The sequence below is a fragment of the Gemmatimonadaceae bacterium genome (assembly GCA_035533755.1).
Taxonomy (GTDB): Bacteria; Gemmatimonadota; Gemmatimonadetes; order Gemmatimonadales; family Gemmatimonadaceae; genus JAGWRI01.
In genome coordinates this window covers 26,332-46,861 of sequence record DATLTC010000051.1, presented here as the reverse complement: position 1 = coordinate 46,861, position 20,530 = coordinate 26,332, and the positions used below count along the sequence as shown (strand labels likewise).

The window sequence follows — 20,530 nt, the reverse complement described above, 5'->3', positions numbered from 1 at the left end:
ACGCCCGCCCCGGCGGCCGCGCAGTAGCGCGGCGCTACGGACGCGCCGGATCGCTGGTGTACAGCGCCGGCAGCTCCTTCTTCAGGTTGGCCACCTTGGGGGCGTCGTTGATCGCGATGTACGCGTTGTCCGGATGCTTGCGCGCGAAGTCCTGGTGGTACGCTTCGGCAGGGTAGAACGCCGAGAAGGGCGTCACCTGCGTCACGATTGGCCGCGCGTACACGTGCGCCGCGTCGAGTTGCGCGATGTACGCGCGGGCAATCCGGTCCTGCTCGGCGCTCGTGGTGAAGAGCGCCGACCGGTACTGCGTGCCCTCGTCCGGTCCCTGGCGGTCGAGCTCGGTGGGGTCGTGGGCCACGGCAAAGAACACCTTGAGCAGCGTACCGTAGGTGATCCGCGACGGATCGAACACCACCTCCACCGATTCGGCGTGGCCGGTGGTCCCGCTGCTCACCTGATCGTAGTCGGGGTTCACCACGTGCCCGCCCGAGTAGCCCGACGTGGCGCGGAGCACGCCGTTCACGTGCTCGAACACCGCCTGGATGCCCCAGAAGCAACCGCCCGCGAACACGGCGGTCTCCTGGCCCTCGGCGTGGGCCAGCGGCGCGTCCACCGCCGGATCGGGAATGGTGACGGCGGCGCTGGCCGCGCTGCACGACAGGGCGCTGAACATGGGAATGGCCACTCCGATGAGGAGAAGTCCGCGGGACACGACGCGAGTCATGGAGCCTCACCGATGCGGCGGGGCGAGATGGCCCCGCGTCCGTGTTCTATCAATACACCGGACGCGGGAAGGTTCCCGTGGCCGCGGTCACCGCGGGTCGGGCACCTTGGGCACCGTGTACACCTGCTCGAGTTCCTGCAGGTACCGGGCGTGCAGCCCCCGGATCGTCTCGAACTCCTGCTTCACCGCGGCCCGGTACTCGGCGTGCGTGGCAAAGTCGTAGAGCAGCGCGCTCATCGCCTGCGCGTCCACCGTGAAGCCGTGGTGGCCGATCGGCGCCGTGGCGTCGGCCAGCATCTCGTAGGTGTGGTTGGGCGCCAACGATGTCTGCGAGGTGAACTGCGCGCCGGGAATGTCCATCGAGACGCTGCCCGTCTCCTCGAAGCCCTGCGGCTTGCCGGGCTCCGGCTGCACGTTGGTGGCGCCGTACTTCTTCATGTATGCGAACGCCAGCTCGTCGAGCGTGCCCACGCCGATGCCGTCGCGGAGCTTGCCGTAGTGATCGATCTTGACCTTGGTGCCGGTGGCGAGCGCCGCGGCACGCGCCGCGTTGTCCACCATCTCGGTCTCCTGTGCCAGATAGACCTCGTCGGGGTAGCGGATGTAGAAGTCCGCCGCCGCGCGGTCGGGCACCACGTTGGGCGCCGCGCCGCCTTCGGTGATCACTCCCTGGATGCGGGCCTCCGGGCGCAGGTTGCTCCGGATGCCGTCCACGTTGTCGAAGAAGTGGATCACCGCCGTGAGCGCATTGCGGCCGTTCCATGCCGTGAGCTGGTGCGCCGGCGCGCCGCTGAACGTGTACCTGGTGCCGTTGATGTTCATGCAGCAGGTGCCGAATCCGGCGGCCGGCCGGCTGGTGGTGCTGCTCGAATGGCTGCGCACGATGACATCCATGCCCGTGAACACCCCCGCGTCGTACATCACCGTCTTCGCCACCGGCGGCATCATCTCCTCGCCCGGGGTCCCGAACACGGTCACGCTGCCGGGCGTGTGCGTGCGCGTGAGGTATTCGGCGATCGCCACCGCGGCGGCGAGTCCGATCGGGCCCTGGGTGCTGTGCTGGTCGCCGTGGAAGGCGCCCTTGGTGCCGCGCAGGGCATCGTACTCGACGATCACGCCCAGATTGGGGGCGCCCGCGTTGTGCTTGTAGCGGGCCACGAACGCCGTGGGCAGGCCCGCCACCCCCATCGTGACGTCGAAATCGTGCCTCGTGAGCCAGTCGGTGAGGATCTTCACCGACCGCGTCTCGGTGAAGCCGATCTCGGGATGGCTGGTGATGTCGTCGCCCATCGCCAGCAGTTCCGTGTTCATCAACTCCGCGGCGCGCGCCACCACCTGGTCGCGCGCGGCGTCGGGGCCGGTGAGCCTGGCCGTCAACGCGGGAATGGCCAGCGAGTGCTCCAGCGAGTCGAGCGTGCGCACCACGTCGCGCGCGGCATCGCGCTCGGTGGGGGTTTCCTGGGCGGGGAGCAGGGCGGGGAGCGCCAGCAGTGCGGCGGCGAGGACAGCGCGAGCGTGGGACATCTGGAGTGGGGGCGGAGGGGAGAGAGGGACAGGCGGGGACACGACGCCTTACTGCCGCACGTACATGCTCACGTGGGTGGAGATCTGCACGCGGATCGTGTCGGTGCTTCCCGACACGGCGGCCAGATACAGCGCGCCGTTGGCGTCGCGGAGCGACATCGCGTTGTTCTGCATGCTCCACGTGCCGCTCGACGTGAGCTGCGTGGTGCCGCCGGCCGCGCTGTCCACCTCGGTGAACGAGTAGTTGGCGGAGGACTGGATGGTCAACGTGCCGCGGACGATGATCGAGGGGCCGTTCGGGTAAGGGAGCGGCGACTCGTTCACCGCGCGCAGGGCATATGAACCGGTGAGCGACAGAAAGCTCCCGGGGCTGGTGCTGTTGGAGCAGGCGGCGATCGCCGCCGCAGCGAGGGCGAACGCGCACAGTGCGCGAGCGATGGGGTCGCGAAGGATCATGGGGGGGTTCCCGGCGCGGCGTGGGCGCCGAGCGGGGACGGATGGGTCCGTGGCTCGGCATGGTCTCTACAATACCACGAACCCGCGCCGGCGCGAGGGGCGTCACACGCGTCGCCCCGACTCCCGATCGCGCCGCCGGCGCGCTTAATTGCGGGCATGGGAGAATTGCGCGCGTGAGCGGGCGGCGCGGACTCGGGTGGCTCGTGGTGCTGGGGGCGGCGGCGGTGGCTGCCGGCCTGTATCTGCTGCTGCGCCCCATGCTCGCGGCGCCGCCGCTGCCGGTGACGGTGGGATCCGCCGCCCCGGAATTCCGGGCGGCGACGCTGAGCGGCAGTCCGCGCACGCTCGCCCTGCGCGACTTCGCCGGCCATCCGCTGCTTCTCAACCTGTGGGCCACGTGGTGCCAGCCCTGCCGCGAGGAGATGCCGAGCTTCGAGCGGCTCTACCGCGACGACGGACCGCGCGGGTTGCGCATCGTGGCCGTGAGCGTGGACGACCCCGGCACCGACGACGCGATCCGCGCCTTCGTCCGCCAGTACGGGCTCACGTTCGACGTGCTGCACGGCGCCCGGTCCAGGATCATGGCGCAGTATCAGGTGCGCGGCGTGCCGGAGACGTTCCTCATCTCGGCGCAGGGCAGGATCGTGGGCACGCAGTACGGCCGGGATTGGTCCACGCCGGAGAGCCGCGCTCTGGTGGACTCGCTGCTCTTCTCCCCGGCGCGCTGACCGGGGTCCGCGTGGCGGCCGCTATGCCGACACGTGATAGTGCGCCATGCACTCGCGCTCGCGGCCCCGCACCACGCGGCGGCCCCTGAGCGGCCCCTTGGGGGCGGTGACGATCGTGCACTGGTGCTCGCCGTCCCGGCCGTCGTAGTACAGCACCAGCCAGTCGTGCGTGCGCGCGAGCTGGTGCGCCAGCGCGGTGTTGGAGAACAGCGCCGTGTAGTGCCGGTCGCCGCGGGTGGTGTGCAGCACGGGCAGCCACCGCTCCCCGGTGGGATTGTACCGCCGAGGCGCGATGCGCGGTAACGTGCCGGCCCGCGCCGATTCCCGGTATTCGCGATCCACGTCGAGCAGTTCGTCCACCGTGGGCACCGACTGCTCGGGCTCGGCCGCGCGCCGGCGCGACCGCAGTCGCGTGCCCAACGCGTCGCGGATGCCGGCCACGCGCTTGGGGCCGAAGCCCTTCACCTGCGCCAGGCGCCCATCGTGCGCCGCGATCTCGAGCCCTTCGAGCGTATCGAGGTCCAGTTCGTCGTGCAGGCGCTGCGCGAGGTTGGGGCCCACGCCGGGCACCGACGCGAGCAGCGCCAGCGGATCGCTCTCTCCGCGTAGCCGCTGGAGCGTGGTGAGCGTGCCCGTCTCCGCCAACTCGCGCGCCGCCCGCGCCAACGCCGGGCCTATGCCGGGAAGCTGCTCCAGCCCGTCCAGTCCCTCGGCCTCCAGGATCTCGGCCACCGGTTGCGGGGTGTGGCGAATGGTCGCCGCGCCGCCGCGCCACGCCTGCACCCGGTACTGGCTGGCGTTCTGTGCTTCGAGCAGCGACGCCACCTCCTCGAAGCGGTCCGCGATCCCGGCGTTGGACAGCGCGGCCACCGGCGCGGCAGGGGCGAACGTGGTCATGCGGCGCCCGCCGGTTCACGGGCGTCGCGCGATGCCGGCGCCGGCACGGGCGCGGCGGGCGGGGTGACGAGCGCCGGCAGTTGATCGCGCGTGAGCGTCTCGTGCTCCAGCAGCAGGTGCGCGCCCTCGTCCAATGGCTTGCGGTTGGCGGCCAGCACGGCCAGCGCGCGGCCGAGCCCGTCCTGCATCAGGCGGCGCACGCCCAACTCGATCTCGCGCGCGGTCTGATTGCTGTACGGCGGCGGCTCGATGGGCGCGTACGACGGCTGCGGCAGGAACGGACTGGACGACTGGCCGTACACCACGTGCCCCACGGTCTCGTCCATGCCGAACCGGGTGACCATCTCCCGCGCCAGGTCGGTGGCGCGCACCAGATCGTCGGCGGCGCCGGTGGACAACTCGCCGAACACGGTGAGTTCGGCGGCACGCCCGCCGAGCATCACCGTGAGCTTGCCTTCCAACTCGTCCTGCGTGGCGATGTAACGCTCTTCCGACGGGCGCTGGAGGGTGAATCCCAGGGCGCCGAGTCCGTGCGGAATGATCGAGACCTTCTGCACCGGGTCTGCGCCTGGCGTGGCGAGCGCCACCAGCGCGTGGCCCATCTCGTGGTACGCCGTGATCTCGCGCTCGCGGGGGCTCAGGACGCGGCTGCGTTTGGCCAGACCGGCGACGATGCGCTCCACGGCCGTGGAGAAATCGTCGAAGGACACGAGGTCGGCGCCGCGGCGCGTGGCGGCGAGCGCCGCTTCGTTCACGAGATTGGCCAGGTCGGCGCCGGTGAATCCCGGCGTCAGCGCCGCCACGTGGTCCAGGTCGAGGTCGGGCGCCATGGGCACCTTGCGCACGTGCACGCGGAGGATCTGCACGCGCCCCACGCGGTCCGGCCGGTCCACCAGCACCTGGCGGTCGAAGCGTCCGGCGCGGAGGAGCGCTGGATCGAGGGTCTCGGGACGGTTGGTGGCCGCCAGCAGCACCACGCCGCTCTTGGGATCGAACCCGTCCATCTCGGCCAGGAGCTGGTTGAGCGTCTGCTCCTTCTCGTCGTTGGCGCCGCTGATCACCGTGGCGCCGCGGGCCCGGCCCAGCGCGTCCACCTCGTCGATGAAGATGATGCACGGCGCTGTCTGGCGGGCCTGCGCGAACAGATCGCGCACGCGGGCGGCGCCCACGCCCACGAACAGCTCCACGAACTCCGACCCGTTGATCGAGAAGAAGGGCACGCCCGCCTCGCCCGCCACGGCGCGCGCGAGCAGCGTCTTGCCGGTGCCCGGCGGCCCCACGAGCAGCACGCCCTTGGGCAGGTGCGCGCCCAATCGGCTGAAGCCGGTGGGATCGCGCAGGAATGCCACCACCTCGAGCAGTTCCGCCTTGGCCTCGTCCACGCCCGCCACGTCGTCGAACGTGACCTTGGTGTCCTTCTCCGCATAGACGCGGGCCCGGCTCTTCCCCACGCCGAACACGCCCGTTGCCTGCTGCCCCAGCGCGCGCCGCGCGAAGAACCACCATACGCCCACGAACAGGAGCGCCGGGAGCACCCACAGCAGCAGCCCTTCGATCATCGTGCTGCGCGGCGCGCCCGAGAACGGCACGCCCTTGGACGCCAGACGGTCGGCGATGGCCGGTTCCACGCGCGTGGTGACGAACTGCGTTTCCCCATCCACGCCCGGCGGCTTGAGGGTGCCGGTGATGTACGTGTCGCCCACCTGCACGCTCTGGACGAGTCCCGAATCCAGCTTCTGCGAGAACACGCTGTACGGGATCTGCTTGAGCCCGAACGCGGGTCCGAAGATCTGCGGCAGCAGGAGCAGCGCGATGATCGTCACCCACACCAGCCACGCCTTCGGGCCGGCGCGCTTTCCGCCCGGCTGCTGGTGGTCCCCCGCGCCGCTCTCGTGCTGCGCTGCACTCATGGCCGCTCCTCGTGCCCCATGCGCAACGTGGCCCGATCGCGCGGAGCGGGGAATCAGGGGCCGGGGTACGCGGTGTCAGGCAACGGCCGACACGGCAGCGCCGCCGCCCCCGAACCCGGAGCGGCGGCGCGTAACCGGCAGACGTCCTCCCGCGGCGCTACCGCATGGCGCCGGCGGCGGCGTGCTCGCTGGACGGTGTGGCGTACCGATCGAACCAGCTGCGCAGATACAACTGCGTGCGCAGGAAGTTGGACGGCGTGCTCGACGTGCCGTGGTATTCGTTGTTCATGCGGATCATCGCCGTGGGCACGTGCTGCATCTTGAGCGCTCGGTAGAATTCCTCGATCTGCGGGATCGGCGTCCGCAGGTCGAGCACGCCGGTCATGAGGAGCGTGGGGGTGGTGATGTTGCCGGTGTACATGATCGGCGAGCGGCGCAGGTATTCCGACGGGTCCTCCCAGAACGGCTTGGCGAAGTTCTGATACCAGCCGGCGCCGTCGGTCTCGCCCACGAAGCTGATCCAGTCGATCACCGGGCACTGCGACACGGCGGCGGCGAATCGGTGCGTGTGGCCCACCGTCCACGCCGTGAGGACGCCGCCGCCCGAGCACCCGTACACGAATTCGTTCTTCGTGTCGATGTAGCCGCGGTTGACCACGGTGTCCACGCCCGCCATCAGGTCGTCGAAGTCCTTGTCGGGATAATCGTTGTCGATGAGGTTGGTGAACTGCTCGCCGTAGCCGGTGCTGCCGCGCGGATTGGTGAACAGCTGCACGTAGCCGTGGGCGGCGTGGTCCTGCCGCGCGAAGTTGAACGCCACGTTGTACATCGCCTGCGGGCCGCCGTGGATTTCGAGGATCAGCGGGTACTTCCTGCTCGGGTCGAAGCCCGGCGGCGTCACCACCCACCCCTGGATCCGCAACCCGCCCACCGACCTGTACCAGAATTCGTGCGTCTGCGCCAACTCCTTGCCCGCCAGGATCGACGCGTTCACGTCGGTGCGCTGCGCGAACGTCGACGTCGTGCCCGACGTGGGAATCGAGAACGTCACCACGTCGTTGGGCTTGACCGGCGTCGTGCGGATGCCCACCGCCAGCCCGGTGCGGCTCAGGTCGGTCACCGTGAGCACCTGCTCCCCCGTGGTCACCGGGCGCACCTGCGCCGCCGTGGACACGAAATACAGGTTCTTCGAGCCCTCGCTCTCGACGTTGGCGTAGACGCCGCTGCCGTCCCGGGCCCAGAGCAGGTCCGACACCGGCCGGTCGAGCGAACCCGAGAGCAGTCGCGGCGACGAGCCGTCGGCATTCATGATCCACACCCGGGCCGGCGACCACGCCGCATGGTACACGGAGTCGGCGTGGAGATACGCCACCCACCGCCCGTCCGGCGAGAACACCGGCGCGCTGTTGCCGCCCGAGGAGTGCGTGAGCTGGCGAACCGCGCCCGTGCGCACGTTGGCTTCGTAGATGTCGGAGTGGCGGAACGCATACTCGGCGTCGGGCGTGCGCAGCGACGAGAAGGCGATCCACTCGCCGTCGCCGGAGAACGCCGGCGCCGACGCGTTCCAGTCGCCGGTGGTCACCTGGCGCGCCTCACCGCCGTCGGCCGCGATCACGAAGATCTGACGGTAGTAGTCGTCGGTGAATCCGATGCGATCCGACCGGTAGTTGAGCCGCGTCACGATCTTCGGCGGTTCGATCCACTTGGCGCCCTTGGGTGGCGCCGGCATGTCGATGTGCCAGCCTTCCTTGTCTGGCACGTTCATGTTGAACGCCAGCGTCTTGCTGTCCGGCGACCAGGTGAGATCGGACGGGGCCGCGGTGAGGTGCGAGATCTGCGAGCCCGGTCCGGCCACGTCCACCCAGCGCACGAAGATCTGCGGGCCCGACGGCTCGCCGGCCGCCACGTACGCGATGCGCTGGCCGTCCGGCGACCACTGGGCGTCGGAGCCGTCGGCCAGAAACCGATCCCGCGTGCCGTCGGCATTCATGATCCAGAGCGACGTGCGCCACCGGTCGTTCATCTTGTCCACCCAGCGGCGCCCGTAGATGATCTGCGTGCCGTCGGGTGAGAGCCGCGGGCTCTGCACGTCCTGCCAGTCGAGGTACTGATCGAGTTGGATGCGGTTGGCCGGCGCCTGCTGCGCGGCGAGCGCCGGGGCGAGGGCCGCGAGCGCAAACGCCAGCGCCGCGAGGTGGCGGCGATGCGGCACGAGGCGGCGAGAAACGGCGCGGGGGGCGGGAGGGACGTGCATGAACGCTCCTGTCGTAGGCGGGGGTCCACAATCCTGCGACGCGCGGTGCCGTCGCGCTAGAGGCGCGGCGCGTGGGCGGTATTCCCTGACCGCGCGTGAGCGTAGCGCCGACTGACCCACCCGCTCCGGCGAGATACCCTGCAGTTGGGAACCAGACGCCCGCGCCGGTCCAGGCGCGGACCGAATCTCGATCCGGAGGAAGCGGGGATGCTCACCTATTCGCAACTGGCCGAGTTGGAGCAGACGGCGCACGATGCGCAGGTGCTCAACGTGTACGTCAATGCCGGCGAGTTGGATGCCGTGTCCCGCCGGTCGTGGCGGCGAACGCTGGCCAACGCGATCGTGGCCACCCGCAAATCGCTCGCCGATGCTCCGCACGCCGAACGCAACGCCTTCGAGCGGGCCGCCGAACTGCTGGACGATCGCGTCAAACAGTTGGCCGATGACATGGAGGGCGCCGCCGGATGGGTGGCGTTCGTGGCGCCGGATCGCGTGCTCCATGCGGGCCCGGTCAAGTCGCCGCCCCCGCCCCTGGTGGAGTGGCGAACGGGCATCGCCGCGGCGCCGTATCTGCGCCTGGATCGCGAAGACGGCGACGTGATCGTGGCGTTGGTGGACGCACGCTCGGCCGACGTGTACCGGTGGAGCGCCGGCGAGTTGGAGCGCGTGGACCGCCTGCGCTCCCATGCCCACCTGAGCCGCGCCGCGCACATGGGCGATACGCCCCAACAGGGTTTCCACTCGGGCACTCGCGGTACCGCGCTCACCGATGCGGCGCAGCGCGCCCTGGACGTGGGCCGCACCCGGATGGTGCATGATCTGGTCAACCGCCTCGAAGCGCTGGTCAAGCCCGACGGATGGATCGTGATCGCGGGCATACGCACGGTCACGAGCGACGTCCTCAAGCACCTCGGCAAGACGGCGGCCAAGCGGACGCTGTACCTGGCCGGCGTCAGCACCGATGCCTCCGAGGTGGATATCAGCCGCGCCGCCGTCGACGGCCGGGCCCGATTGCTGGCCGCCCATCAGATGGAAGCGGTGACCGAGCTGATCGATCGCTCGGTGAGCCGGCGGCGCGGCGTGCTCGGCCCCGAGAAGTCCCTCGACGCCCTGCGCACCGGCGCCGCCCGCGAGATCCTGATCTCGGAGGGATTCTTCGAGCAGCACGCGGCCGACGCCGAGTCCATCGCCCTCGAAGCGCTCGCCCATGGGGCCCGCGTCCAGGAGGTGGAGGGGCATGCGGCCCTGCGCTTGGACGGCGAGGCCGGCGGCGTGGGCGCCACGCTGCGGTTCGCCAGCCGCGGCGCGAAGGTGAAGGCGGAACTCGCGCCGCACGGGGAACCATCCTGACCTGGCTTGTGCTTGTACGGCAGTGGGCCGAAGGTTCACCAAGTGGAATTCACATCTCTGGCGGAGGCGGTGTACATGTCGCACAACGTCGGTGGGATTGATCGCGTGGTTCGCGTGCTGTTGGGATTGGGGCTGCTGTCGCTGGTGTTCGTGGGTCCCAAGACCATGTGGGGATTGATCGGGCTGGTGCCCCTGGCCACGGCCGGCATGTCGTTCTGCCCGCTGTACAGCATCTTCGGGTGGTCCACGTGCGCGGTGCCGCAGGACAAGGCGCGCGGCTGAGCGCTCAGGGATAGACGACGGCCGCACTCCCGGGCGATTCCGGGGGTGCGGCCGTTGGTCGTCTTGCGACGCTACCCGCGGGCCATCGCGTCGAGCATGCGCTCCAGCCGCTGGCGCACCTGGCTGGCAAGGGGCCCGATGTCCTTGTTGCCCGTCAGGCTGAGCGCCGCCACCGGATCCATGACCGAGACCACGGAGTGGCCGGGCGTGTCTGCTGCATATACCACCACGTTGCACGGCAACAGCAGCCCGATGTCCAGCTCGGCCGTGAGCGCCTGTTGCGCGAGCGGGGGATTGCATGCCCCCAGGATGACGTAGGGGCGGAACTCGGCGTCGAGCTTCTGCTTCAACGTCTTCTTCACGTCGATCTCCGTGAGCACGCCGAATCCTTCTTTGGCGAGCTCGGCCCGCGCGCGTTCCACCGCCGCGTCGTAGCCCAGGGGGACGGTGATCGACAATCCGTATGGTGTGGTCTGTTGAGCCATGGTCGCTCCGTTCGTGAATGGGTCGGGCGCGCTCGGCGCGCCGCACTCACACAACGTAGCCGATGGGCCGCCGCGACCGGGGTCGGGGGAGGCCTGAGACTTGGTCGCGCGATGTCCTACGGGGCGGCCGCGAGCGTCGGCGACTGGTCTAGCCCGGGACCTCCCCGCGCCGTACCTTTGCCCCACTCGCGGTGCCCCCGCGCGCCATCGCCGGCCCGACCGCCCTTCTCTCGCACTCCTCCGCCGCCACCATGGATCTGCGCGATCAGTTGCAGACAACGCTCGGCACGGCATACACCCTGGAGCGCGAGCTGGGCGGCGGCGGCATGTCGCGCGTGTTCGTGGCCCAGGAGAATTCGCTCGAGCGCCAGGTGGTGGTCAAGGTGCTGCCCCCGGAACTCACCGCGGGCGTGAACGTGGACCGGTTCAAGCGCGAGATCCTGCTCGCCGCCAAGCTGCAGCACCCGCACATCGTGCCCGTGCTGGCCGCGGGCGAGACCAACGGCCTCCCGTATTACACGATGCCGTTCGTCGAGGGACAGTCGCTGCGCGTGAAACTCGCCCGCGGCGCGCTGCCGATGACCGACGCCATCGGCATCCTGCGGGACGTGGCCAAGGCGCTGGCCTACGCGCATGAGCGGGGCATCGTCCACCGCGACATCAAACCCGAGAACGTGCTCCTCTCCGGCGGCTCGGCGGTGGTTACGGATTTCGGTATCGCCAAGGCCATCAGCGCGTCGCGCACCGTGGCGCCCAACGCCACCCTCACGCAGGTGGGCACTTCGCTGGGCACGCCGGCCTACATGGCGCCGGAACAGGCCGCGGCCGATCCGGCCACCGACCACCGGGCCGATCTCTACGCGTTCGGATGCATGGCCTACGAACTGCTGGCCGGCCGCCCGCCGTTCGTGGGCAAGTCGCCGCAGAAGCTGCTCGCCGCGCAGATGGGCGAGACGCCGCAACCGGTGGCCGAATTGCGGGCCGACGCGCCGGTCGAACTGGCCGACATGGTCATGCGCTGCCTGGCCAAGGACGCCGACCACCGCCCGCAGAGCGCCGCCGAGCTGGTGCGCGTGCTCGACACCGTCACGAGCGGCGGCGGGCACGCTGCCCTGCCGCCCATCCTGCTGGGTGGCCGGTTCGCGCTCTGGCGCGCCCTCGCCATCTACGCCGTGTCGTTCGTGGTCGTGGCGCTCGTGGCCAAGTCGGCCATCATCGTGATCGGGCTGCCCGACTGGGTATTCCCCGGGGCGGTGGCCGTCATGTCGTTGGGACTGCCGGTGATCCTGTTCACCGGCTACGTGCATCATGCCACGCGCCGGCTGATCACGATGACGCCCACGTACACGCCCGGTGGCACCGCCGCGCCGCAGGGCACGATGGCCACGATCGCCATGAAGGCCAGCCCCCACATGAGCTGGCGGCGTACGACGATCGGGGGCGCGTACGCCCTCGGGGGCTTCGTGCTGCTGATCGGCGTGTTCATGCTGCTGCGCGCGTTCGGTATCGGGCCGGCGGGCTCGCTGCTCGCCGCCGGCAAGCTCGACGCCAACCAGCCGCTGCTCGTGGCGGAGTTCAGTGCCAAGGGCGGGGCCGACAGCGCCCTGGGCGGCGTGGTGGCCGAGGCCGTGCGCACGGATCTCGCGCAGTCCAGCGCCATCACCGTCATGCCGGCCAGCATGATCCGCGACGCGTTGCAGCGCATGCAGCTGCCGCTCGACAGCCGCATCGACGCCAACCTGGCGCGCCAGATCGCCCAGCGCGACGGCGCCAAGGCCGTGATCACGGGCGACATCACGCCGCTCGGCACCGGCTTCATCGTCACGGCGCGCATCGTCGCGGCGCAGTCGGGCAATGAACTGGCCTCGTTCCAGGGCACCGCCAACAGTCCGTCGGAGTTGATTCCCACCGTGGGCCAGATCAGCCGCGACCTGCGCGGCAAGATCGGCGAGTCGCTCAAGGCCGTGCAGAATTCGCCGCCGCTCGAAGCGGTGACCACGAGTTCGCTCGAGGCGCTCAAGGCGTATACGGAAGGCGACCTCGCGTTCAGTCGACTCGATTACGCCAAGGCGAGCGAGTGGCTCAAACAGGCGGTGGCCCTCGATTCGACGTTCGCCATGGCATGGCGGCGGCTGGCTGTGGCGTACAAGGACGCCAACATGTCGCCGGTGCTCGTGGATTCGGCGCTGGCCAAGGCCTATCGATTCCGGGATCGCCTCACCGACCGCGAGCGGTACAGCACGGTGGCCAGCTATTACGAGATGGGGCCGGGGCGCGATCGCGGCAAAGCCGTCCAGGCATACCAGCAGGCCATGGCGCTGGGCGATTATGCGATTTCCCCCAACAACCTGGGAATCCTGTTCAATTCGCGGCGCCAGTTCGCGGCCGCGGAGTCGGTACTGGCCGTGGGCGTCGCGAAAGCGCCGTCGAACGGGGTGTCCAACTACACGAACCTGGCCGGCGCCCTCGTCAACGAGGGTAAGTACACGGCGGCCGATTCCGTCATGCGCGCCTACGAGAAGCAATTCGGACCGCAGGCCGAGATGGAATTCGAGCGGGCCTCGGTGCTCTACAACGAGGGCCACGCCGACTCGGCCCGGGCGATCCTCGAGCGGGCGGTGTCGGGGGCCAGCCCGGTCGATCACGCCACGATTCTCGCCAATCTCGCCAGCCTCGACGAGCGCGGCGGACAGCTCGCCGCATACATGCGCGAGTACGGAGCGTCGGTGGCCGTGCTCCGCGCCAACGGCGCGTTCGCCCCGGTGCTCCTGGATTCGGCGCAGTCGGCGATGTTCGACGCCTGGTTCCGCGGGCAGCCGGCGCGCGCGGTGCGCACGCTCGATGCGGCGATCGCCGCCACACCCCTGCGGTCCATTCCCGAAGAAATCCGGTCGACCGCGTACGCCCAGCTGTCCCAGATCTACTCCATGGCCGGCCGCCCCGACCGGGCGCGGGCGCTACTCGCGCAGATGCAATCCGAGATACGGGACACGAGCATCCTCCGCGCCAGCCAACCTGCGCGCCATTCCGCGCTCGGCTACATCGCGCTGGCCGAGAAGCACCCGCTCGACGCCGTCCGCGAGTTCCGCGCCGCCGATTCGCTTCCCGACGGGCCGGCCAGCGACTGCGCGAAGTGCGTGGCCGTCACGCTCGGCATGGCGTTCGACCAGGCCAACATGCCCGATTCGGCGATCGCAGAATTTCACCGCTATCTGGACACCCCGTACGAGTTCGCTACGGCCCCCGACGGCGACGACCTCGCCTTCGTGTACAAGAGCCTGGGCGAGCTATATGAGGCCCAGGGCAACCCCGGCGAAGCCGCCAATTACTATTCGAAGTTCGTGAACCTCTGGCAGCACGCCGATCCCGACCTCCAGCCGCAGGTGGCGGACGTGAAGCAACGGCTCACTCACCTGCGCGATACCGAGAAGCATCCGTAATCAGTGTCCACTCCAACTCGAGACCCGGAATGAAACACGCCCTCATGTATCACGGTGCCTTCGACACGAACTTCCCGCTGCTCAAGCCCGGCGCCACGGCGTTCCTCGGCACCGACGGCCAGTCGCACAGCCTCCCGCCGTGGCCCAAGGAGGTGGACGGCGTCCGGTTCGGCTACATGGAGAAGGAGGGCAAGAAGTTCTTCGTGGTGCGCGTCATGGACAGCAAGGCCGATCTCATTCTGCCGCATGAGGTGCGCATCGACCCCGACCGTCACATGGGCATGAACAAGCGCTTCGGCGCCGAGCCGACCGTCTTCGACGATCCGCCGGCGGCCGATCTCCTGGCCGATATCCTCAAGGCGAACCCCGATCTGCGGCTCCCGCTGGCCGACATCCGCGCCCGAACGCGCTGAGCAGCATCCGTCCGATCCTGAGCATCCGCTCGCTCGGGATCGGACGCCGCTACGGCCTGATCCGTTCTCGAAGCCGCGTCCACCGCGCCAGCAGTCCGTCGAGCTCGCGCGCGTACTCGCGGAGCACGCCCTCCTCGCCCTGCGTGGGCGGCGCGTCGGCCGCCACCACCGCGGTGGCGAGACTGGTGAGCACCCCGGCCACCGACGAGAAGCTGGGCGTTCCCGCATCGGCGAGCGCCGTGAGCGAGTCCACCTGCGCCGGCGTGAGGGCCGCCTTCCGCTCCTGGAGCATCCGCGTCACGGCGCGATGTGCTTCCACCGCGCGCGCGAGCGTGGAATCCACCGACTGGGCGAGCGCCAACTGGTGCTCCAACGCCGCCTGGCTCACGTGCACGCGCGGATCCATGCGCACCGTGAGCGGCTGCGTGTACGTCGTGCCGTTGGCGGAAAGTGTGACCGTATATCGCCCGGGCAGCGCCAACGGTCCGCGCGGTTCGAGCGGCGTGCCTTCGTGCCACACGCCGGCAATCGAGTAGTCATACGACAGCGCCTCGGGCCTCGGATACCGCAGGTCCCACACGAACCGGTGCATGCCCGCTCCGGCGGACATCGTGGGTTCGGGGCGCAGCCATCCATTCTCGAAGTACTGCGAGGACGGCAACTGCTCGGGCCGGTCGGCGCTCGAGAACTCGCGCACCACGCGGCCGGCGGCGTCGCGCACGGTGAGCGTCACCGGCCCGCCGGCCGCCGAGGCGAGCCAGTAGTCCAGCACCGCGCCGGTGGGCGGATTCTGCGCCACGGGCGTCCCGGGCGGCCAGGGGGTGTCGCGATTCTCATCGTTGCGGAGCCGCGTGGCCACGAGCGGCGCGAACAGATGCGCTGGCGCGGCCGCGGCGGCCGCCGCTTCGCGCAGCGGTTCCACGTCGTCCAGAATCCAGAGGCCGCGCCCCTGCGTGGCCGCGATCAGGTCGCCGTCGTGCACCAGCAGGTCGCGGTACCAGGTGGTGGGCAGGTTGAGCGACAGCGGCTGCCACTCGGCGCCGTCGTCGAACGACACGTACACGCCGCGGTTGGTGCCCGCGTACAGCAGCCCCCGCTTCACCGGGTCGGCGCGCACCACCATCACGAATTCGTCGGACGGAATGCCGCTGGTGATCGCGCGCCAACTGGTGCCGCCGTCCGTGGTCTCGAGGATCATCGGCGTGTCGCGATCCATGCGGTGCATGTCCACCGACGCGTAGGCCGTGCGCGCGTCGAACGGCGACGGCTCCACGTTGTCGATGCGCGCCCACGCGGGCACCGCGGCCGGCGTCACATCGCGCCAGTGCGCGCCGCCGTCGCGCGTCACGTGGATGAGCCCGTCGTCGGTGCCCACCCAGATCAGCCCCTGCGCGACCGGCGACGGGGCGATGGAGTAGATCACGCCGAAGCCGCATGCGCTGGCCTGGGCGAAGTCGGGCGTGCGGCACCCCGTGGCGCCCGCGCGCTTGGCGCTCAGGTCCGGACTCACCACCCGCCAGTGGTCGCCGTCGTCGGTGGACGCGAACAGCACCTGCGCCCCCAGATACATCGTGTGCGGGGGCAGGGGAGAGAACGCCAGCGGCGTGATCCAGGTATACCGGTACTTCACGTCGGGCGCATACGCGCCGTACGTGGACACCGGCCACGGCGAGACCTCCGCCGACTGCCGCGTGACCTCGTCGAACCGCGACACGTGGCCGCCGAGGCCGGTGCCGAACACCGTGTCCGGGGCGCCGGGCTTGGGTACCATGTAGTCGCGCTCGTCGCCGCCCACGGGGTGCCAGTCGCGCTCGTCCACCACGCCGTAGGGACCGCGGCTCCACAGTTCCGCCGAGCCGTTGTCCTGCTGCCCGCTGTAGACGCGATATGGGAAGCGGTCGTCCGCGGCCACATGATAGAACTGCCCCGTGGGCTGATTGTACCAGCTCGACCAGCTCGCGCCGCCGTTCACCGTGACCGCCGCGCCCTGGTCCGCCCCCGAGATCATGTGCGACGGATCACTGGGATCGATCCACAGGAAGTGGTAGTCGTCGCCGCCGGGCGCGCCCTTGAAGAAGCCGAACGTCTTGCCCCCGTCGGTGGACCGGCGAATGGACTGCCCCATCACGTATACGGTGTTGTGGTCGTTCGGCGCCACGGTGACCCGTCCGAAATAGCTGCTGGCCAGCGCGCCGCTGCCGTTCACCAGACGCCAGCTTTCGCCGGCGTCGTCGCTGCGATACAGCCCGCTCGCGTCCGCACCCGGCGCGGCGGTCGCCGGCCCATCCACGGCGACCGAGGCGTAGACGATGGATCCATCGCTGCCGCGGGCCACCGCCAGCCCGATGCGGCCCACGTTCGCCGACGGCAGCCCGTTGGTGAGGCGTGCCCAGTGCACGCCGCCGTCCACGCTCTTGTAGATGCCGGAACCCGGGCCGGACTGCGGCATGAAGTAGTCCATCCACGGATGCATGCGCATCTGCCACATGGCCGCGTACACCACGGCGGGGTGCTCCGGATCCCACGCCAGGTCCACGGCGCCGGTGGCGTCATCCACGTGCAGCACCTGCTGCCAACTCCTGCCGCCGTCGGTGGTGAGATACACACCACGTTCGGGGTTGGGGCCAAACATATGTCCCAGCGCCCCCACGAGCACACGATCTGGGTTGCGCGGATCCACGAGGATCCGGCCGATATGGTGCGTGGCGTCGAGTCCCAGGTGCCTCCACGTGGCGCCGCCGTCGTCCGAGCGGTACATGCCGTTGCCGGCGGCCGCGTCGTAGCGCGCCGCCACCTCACCGGTGCCCGCGTAGATGATCTTCGCGTCGGACGGTGCGATGGCCAGCGCGCCCACGCTCGACGCGCCCTCGTGCTGCAGCAGGCCGTGCCACGTGCGGCCCGCGTCGGTGGTCTTCCACACCCCGCCGCCCGCCGCGCCGAAGTAGAACGTGTTCGGCTGGCTCGGAATCCCCTCGGCCACGGTGGCCCAGCCGGCGCGGAACGGCCCCACGAACCGCCATCGCAACGCCTGATAGGCGGTTGCCGGAACCACCGGCGTGGGCACGTGCGCATGTTGCCGCGGGCCGCGCGGCGGCGATCCAAGGGCCAGCAGCAGTGAGGCGGCGGACGCGGCTCTGATCATGTCCAATCTCTCCGGTGGGCGGTGCGGGGGTGGCCCATGAACTGAACGCCGGAGCGGCAGCCCCGCAACCGCGCAACGCGGCAACCGCCGAATCCCGCCAATTTGGCCGCACTCTCCCGCGGAGGGGCCTGTTGGCAGTACCTTGAAACAGCGACTTCGCGCGCCCGCGTGGCGCAGCGTCGGAACCCGGAGTCTTTGTGGGGTAGAGACTCCCCAACGGTACCTGACTCGAGGACGCGACTGTGACGACCCCAACTGTTCCACCCGCCGACACGCCGGACAAGCCCAAGCTGCTCGTCATCGACGACGAAGTGCAGATCCGCCGCGCCGTGCGCAATGCGCTCCGCGACCTCACCGACCAGGTGGTGGAGGTGGCCACTGGACGCGAGGGCATCGACCAGGCGGCGGCATCCATGCCCGACCTGATCGTGCTCGACCTCGGCCTGCCCGACATGGCCGGCGCCGACGTGTGTCGCGAAGTCCGCCGCTGGGGCACGATGCCGATCGTCGTGCTGTCGGCCCGGCACGGCGAGGAGGAGAAGGTGAACCTGCTCAACCTCGGCGCCGACGACTACGTGACCAAGCCGTTCAGCACGCTCGAATTCTCGGCGCGCGTGCGGGCCCAGTTGCGGCGGTTCCAGTCGCTGTCCGTGCCGTCGCACACCGCCACGATCACCGTGGACGGCCTGAGCATCGATCTCGTGCGCCGCCGCGTGTCGCGCGGCGCCGGCGCCGGGGCCATCCACCTCACGCCCATCGAGTGGGAGATCCTGCGCACGCTGGCCACCGCGTCGGGCCGCACGCTCACCCACCAGCAGATCTTCGACGCCGTCTGGGGACGGGCGTTCGGCAATCCGCAGCAGTACCTGCGCGTGCACATCACCAATCTGCGGCGAAAGATCGAGATCGATCCCTCGCGTCCCCAGTTGATCATCACGGAGCCGGGTGTCGGGTACCGCTTCGAGTCGAACATCTAGCGCGCTCCGCGGCTCACCCGCACGCGGGTGGGTCATGTGGACGGTGCTCCTCGCGCTCGTCACGATCGCGATGAGCCGGTTCCGTCCCGACATCGACCAGGCGCACGTGGTGCTCACGTACCTCCTGGTCGTGCTCGGGGGGAGTCTGGCGGGCGGCCGGCGGTTCGGATTTCTCCTGGCGATCGCGAGCTTCGTGCTCATCAACTACTACTTCCAGGAACCGTTCGACACCGTCGCCGTCCACAAGCCGCTGGAGTTGGTGGAGCTGTTCGCCTTCCTCGCCACGTCCATGACGGCCACCCAACTCCTGTCGTACGCGCAGACGCAGGCGGCCGAGGCCGAGCAGCGCGCCGACGAGGTCACGCGCCTGTCGCACCTGGGCTCGGAAACCCTCAACGCCGGCACCGCCGAGCAGGCGCTGGCGGCCATCGCCCGCGTGATCCGCGACGAGTTGCGCGTCGATTCGTGTGCCATCGATCGCGTGATGGGCGACAGCGAAGTGGAGGTCGCGCACGCGGGCGCTTGGCCGGTGCGCGAATCGGCGCGGTCGCTCACGCTGCCGCTCACCGCGCACGGCGAAGCGGTGGGGATGCTGCGGCTGCACCATCCCACCGACATCCAGCTCAACGCCTCGCAGATCCAGTTTCTCGAGGCGCTCACGTACTACGCGGCGCTGGGCATCGAGCGCATGCGTCTGGAAGGCGAGGCGGCCCACGCCGAAGGCCTCCGCGAAGCGAACCGCCTGAAGGACATCCTACTCGCCACGGTGAGCCACGATCTGCGAACGCCCCTCACCACGATCAAGGCCCTGGCCCAGGATGCGGCCCTCCGCGGCGACGAGAACGCGGTGGTGATCGAGGAGCAGGCCGACCGGCTGTCGGGCCTCGTGAATGATCTGCTCGATCTGTCGCGCATCAAGGGCGGCACGTTCCGCACCACGCCCGAGCTGAATTCCGCCGAGGACGTGATCGGCGCGGTGGCGCGCCAGTTCGCCGGGGCGGCCCGCGGGCGCAAGCTCGTGACCACGGTGGACCTCACCCAGCCGGCGCTGTTCGGCATGTTCGACTTCGTGCACACGCTGCGCATCCTGGGCAATCTCGTGGAGAATGCGCTACGCTACGCGCCCAGCGATTCGACGGTCGACCTGACCGTCACCCGCGAGGGCGACACGCTCAGATTCTCGGTCTCGGATCGCGGCCCCGGCGTTCCCGCGAGCGAGGTGCACCAGATCTTCGAGCCGTTCTATCGGCCGCCCACGGCGGCCAACGACGGCGGCGCCGGTCTCGGACTCTCCATCGCCCAGCGGCTCGCGCACTCCCAAGGCGGGGCCGTGCAGTTCGCCCCGCGCCTGGGTGGTGGCAGCGTGTTCTCGCTGGTGCTGCCCGCGTACGACCCCGACTGAACCGGGGTCTGGTTCTCAGACGTCGTTCCCGCCCGTCGTATCCTCCAGCATCATCGGCGGACTCCCGTCCTCCAGACCCGAGGCGCGGACCCACGACCCCAGCAGGGCGGCGAGCTCCTTCTTCTGCGCGGCCGTGAACGCGCGCGCGCCGCGCAGGAGCTTCACCTGCACCGTGGTCGGCGCGTCCGCCAGCAACTCGCGCCCCTTCTCGGTGAGCGCCAGTTCCACGCGGCGCCGGTCCGCCGACGCGGTGTGCCGCGCCACGTAGCCGTGGTCCACCAGCCGCCGCACCACCACGGATACCGAGCTCTGGTGCGTGGCGGTCCGATCGGCCAGGTCGTTGAGCGAGTCGGCCGACCGCTCGCTCAGCTGCTGCAGCACGAACAGCTGCGCGCCGCTGATGCCCATCTTGGTTTCGATCATGCGGGATGACACGCGCAGCGCTCGCACGATCGAGCGGATGGCGTTCATCGCCGTGGTGGTGTGTTCGATTTCTTCTGTGGTCACGGGGGGAGTGGCAGAAGGGTGATCGCAAAGCCCTGGGCC

General features: G+C 69.9%; 16 protein-coding genes. 7 read left to right on the top strand and 9 right to left on the bottom strand.

What is annotated here, in order from left to right; genetic code table 11:
- Window positions 1-34 precede the first annotated feature (34 nt).
- The 3 genes from msrA to VNE60_07210 form a co-directional block, all read right to left on the bottom strand.
- Window positions 35-724 (bottom strand): peptide-methionine (S)-S-oxide reductase MsrA, encoded by a 690-nt coding sequence (gene msrA / locus VNE60_07220; GenBank protein ID HVB31296.1) that lies wholly within the window; start codon window positions 722-724, stop codon window positions 35-37.
- A gap of 87 nt (window positions 725-811) precedes the next feature.
- On the bottom strand, window positions 812-2,248 hold the full coding sequence (locus VNE60_07215) for a peptidase dimerization domain-containing protein (protein ID HVB31295.1): 1,437 nt from the start codon (window positions 2,246-2,248) through the stop codon (window positions 812-814).
- A gap of 48 nt (window positions 2,249-2,296) precedes the next feature.
- On the bottom strand, window positions 2,297-2,704 hold the full coding sequence (locus tag VNE60_07210) for a hypothetical protein (GenBank protein ID HVB31294.1): 408 nt from the start codon (window positions 2,702-2,704) through the stop codon (window positions 2,297-2,299).
- 173 nt (window positions 2,705-2,877) lie between these two features.
- On the opposite strand from VNE60_07210, the gene VNE60_07205 reads away from it, so the two are divergent.
- Window positions 2,878-3,432: a TlpA disulfide reductase family protein gene (locus VNE60_07205; protein ID HVB31293.1), complete on the top strand. Its 555-nt coding sequence runs from the start codon at window positions 2,878-2,880 to the stop codon at window positions 3,430-3,432.
- 21 nt (window positions 3,433-3,453) lie between these two features.
- On the opposite strand, the gene VNE60_07200 is transcribed toward VNE60_07205, so the two are convergent.
- From VNE60_07200 to VNE60_07190, 3 genes are all read right to left on the bottom strand, one after another.
- Complete coding sequence (locus VNE60_07200) at window positions 3,454-4,329, bottom strand: helix-hairpin-helix domain-containing protein (protein HVB31292.1); 876 nt, start codon at window positions 4,327-4,329, stop codon at window positions 3,454-3,456.
- On the bottom strand, window positions 4,326-6,239 hold the full coding sequence (gene ftsH, locus VNE60_07195) for an ATP-dependent zinc metalloprotease FtsH (GenBank protein ID HVB31291.1): 1,914 nt from the start codon (window positions 6,237-6,239) through the stop codon (window positions 4,326-4,328). The genes VNE60_07200 and ftsH overlap by 4 nt, the downstream gene beginning before the upstream one ends.
- Before the next feature lie 157 nt (window positions 6,240-6,396).
- Complete coding sequence (locus VNE60_07190) at window positions 6,397-8,493, bottom strand: S9 family peptidase (GenBank protein ID HVB31290.1); 2,097 nt, start codon at window positions 8,491-8,493, stop codon at window positions 6,397-6,399.
- Between the two features lie 207 nt (window positions 8,494-8,700).
- On the opposite strand from VNE60_07190, the gene VNE60_07185 reads away from it, so the two are divergent.
- A complete protein-coding gene (locus VNE60_07185) occupies window positions 8,701-9,843 on the top strand; it encodes a hypothetical protein (GenBank protein ID HVB31289.1) in 1,143 nt (380 codons plus the stop codon).
- A gap of 42 nt (window positions 9,844-9,885) precedes the next feature.
- On the top strand, window positions 9,886-10,125 hold the full coding sequence (locus VNE60_07180; protein HVB31288.1) for a DUF2892 domain-containing protein: 240 nt from the start codon (window positions 9,886-9,888) through the stop codon (window positions 10,123-10,125).
- A 71-nt stretch (window positions 10,126-10,196) separates the two neighbouring features.
- Here the strand turns inward: VNE60_07180 and VNE60_07175 are convergent, their stop codons facing one another.
- Window positions 10,197-10,610, bottom strand: coding sequence for a DUF302 domain-containing protein (locus tag VNE60_07175; protein ID HVB31287.1), 414 nt, complete (start codon window positions 10,608-10,610; stop codon window positions 10,197-10,199).
- Window positions 10,611-10,861: 251 nt separating this feature from the next.
- Here VNE60_07175 and VNE60_07170 point away from each other — a divergent pair, with 251 nt between their 5' ends.
- Window positions 10,862-14,050 carry a protein kinase gene (locus VNE60_07170; GenBank protein HVB31286.1) on the top strand — a complete coding sequence of 1,063 codons (3,189 nt, stop codon included), beginning with the start codon at window positions 10,862-10,864 and terminating at the stop codon, window positions 14,048-14,050.
- A gap of 29 nt (window positions 14,051-14,079) precedes the next feature.
- Window positions 14,080-14,463 (top strand): hypothetical protein, encoded by a 384-nt coding sequence (locus VNE60_07165; GenBank protein HVB31285.1) that lies wholly within the window; start codon window positions 14,080-14,082, stop codon window positions 14,461-14,463.
- Window positions 14,464-14,512: 49 nt separating this feature from the next.
- Here the strand turns inward: VNE60_07165 and VNE60_07160 are convergent, their stop codons facing one another.
- Window positions 14,513-17,605 carry a hypothetical protein gene (locus VNE60_07160; protein HVB31284.1) on the bottom strand — a complete coding sequence of 1,031 codons (3,093 nt, stop codon included), beginning with the start codon at window positions 17,603-17,605 and terminating at the stop codon, window positions 14,513-14,515.
- Between the two features lie 242 nt (window positions 17,606-17,847).
- Here VNE60_07160 and VNE60_07155 point away from each other — a divergent pair, with 242 nt between their 5' ends.
- Both VNE60_07155 and VNE60_07150 read left to right on the top strand, forming a co-directional pair.
- The gene (locus tag VNE60_07155) at window positions 17,848-18,582 is read left to right on the top strand and encodes a response regulator transcription factor (GenBank protein HVB31283.1); all 735 of its coding nucleotides are present in this window, start codon (window positions 17,848-17,850) and stop codon (window positions 18,580-18,582) included.
- A gap of 34 nt (window positions 18,583-18,616) precedes the next feature.
- Window positions 18,617-19,984 carry an ATP-binding protein gene (locus tag VNE60_07150; protein HVB31282.1) on the top strand — a complete coding sequence of 456 codons (1,368 nt, stop codon included), beginning with the start codon at window positions 18,617-18,619 and terminating at the stop codon, window positions 19,982-19,984.
- Window positions 19,985-19,999: 15 nt separating this feature from the next.
- Here the strand turns inward: VNE60_07150 and VNE60_07145 are convergent, their stop codons facing one another.
- Window positions 20,000-20,491: a MarR family winged helix-turn-helix transcriptional regulator gene (locus VNE60_07145; protein HVB31281.1), complete on the bottom strand. Its 492-nt coding sequence runs from the start codon at window positions 20,489-20,491 to the stop codon at window positions 20,000-20,002.
- Between the last annotated feature and the right edge of the window lie 39 nt (window positions 20,492-20,530).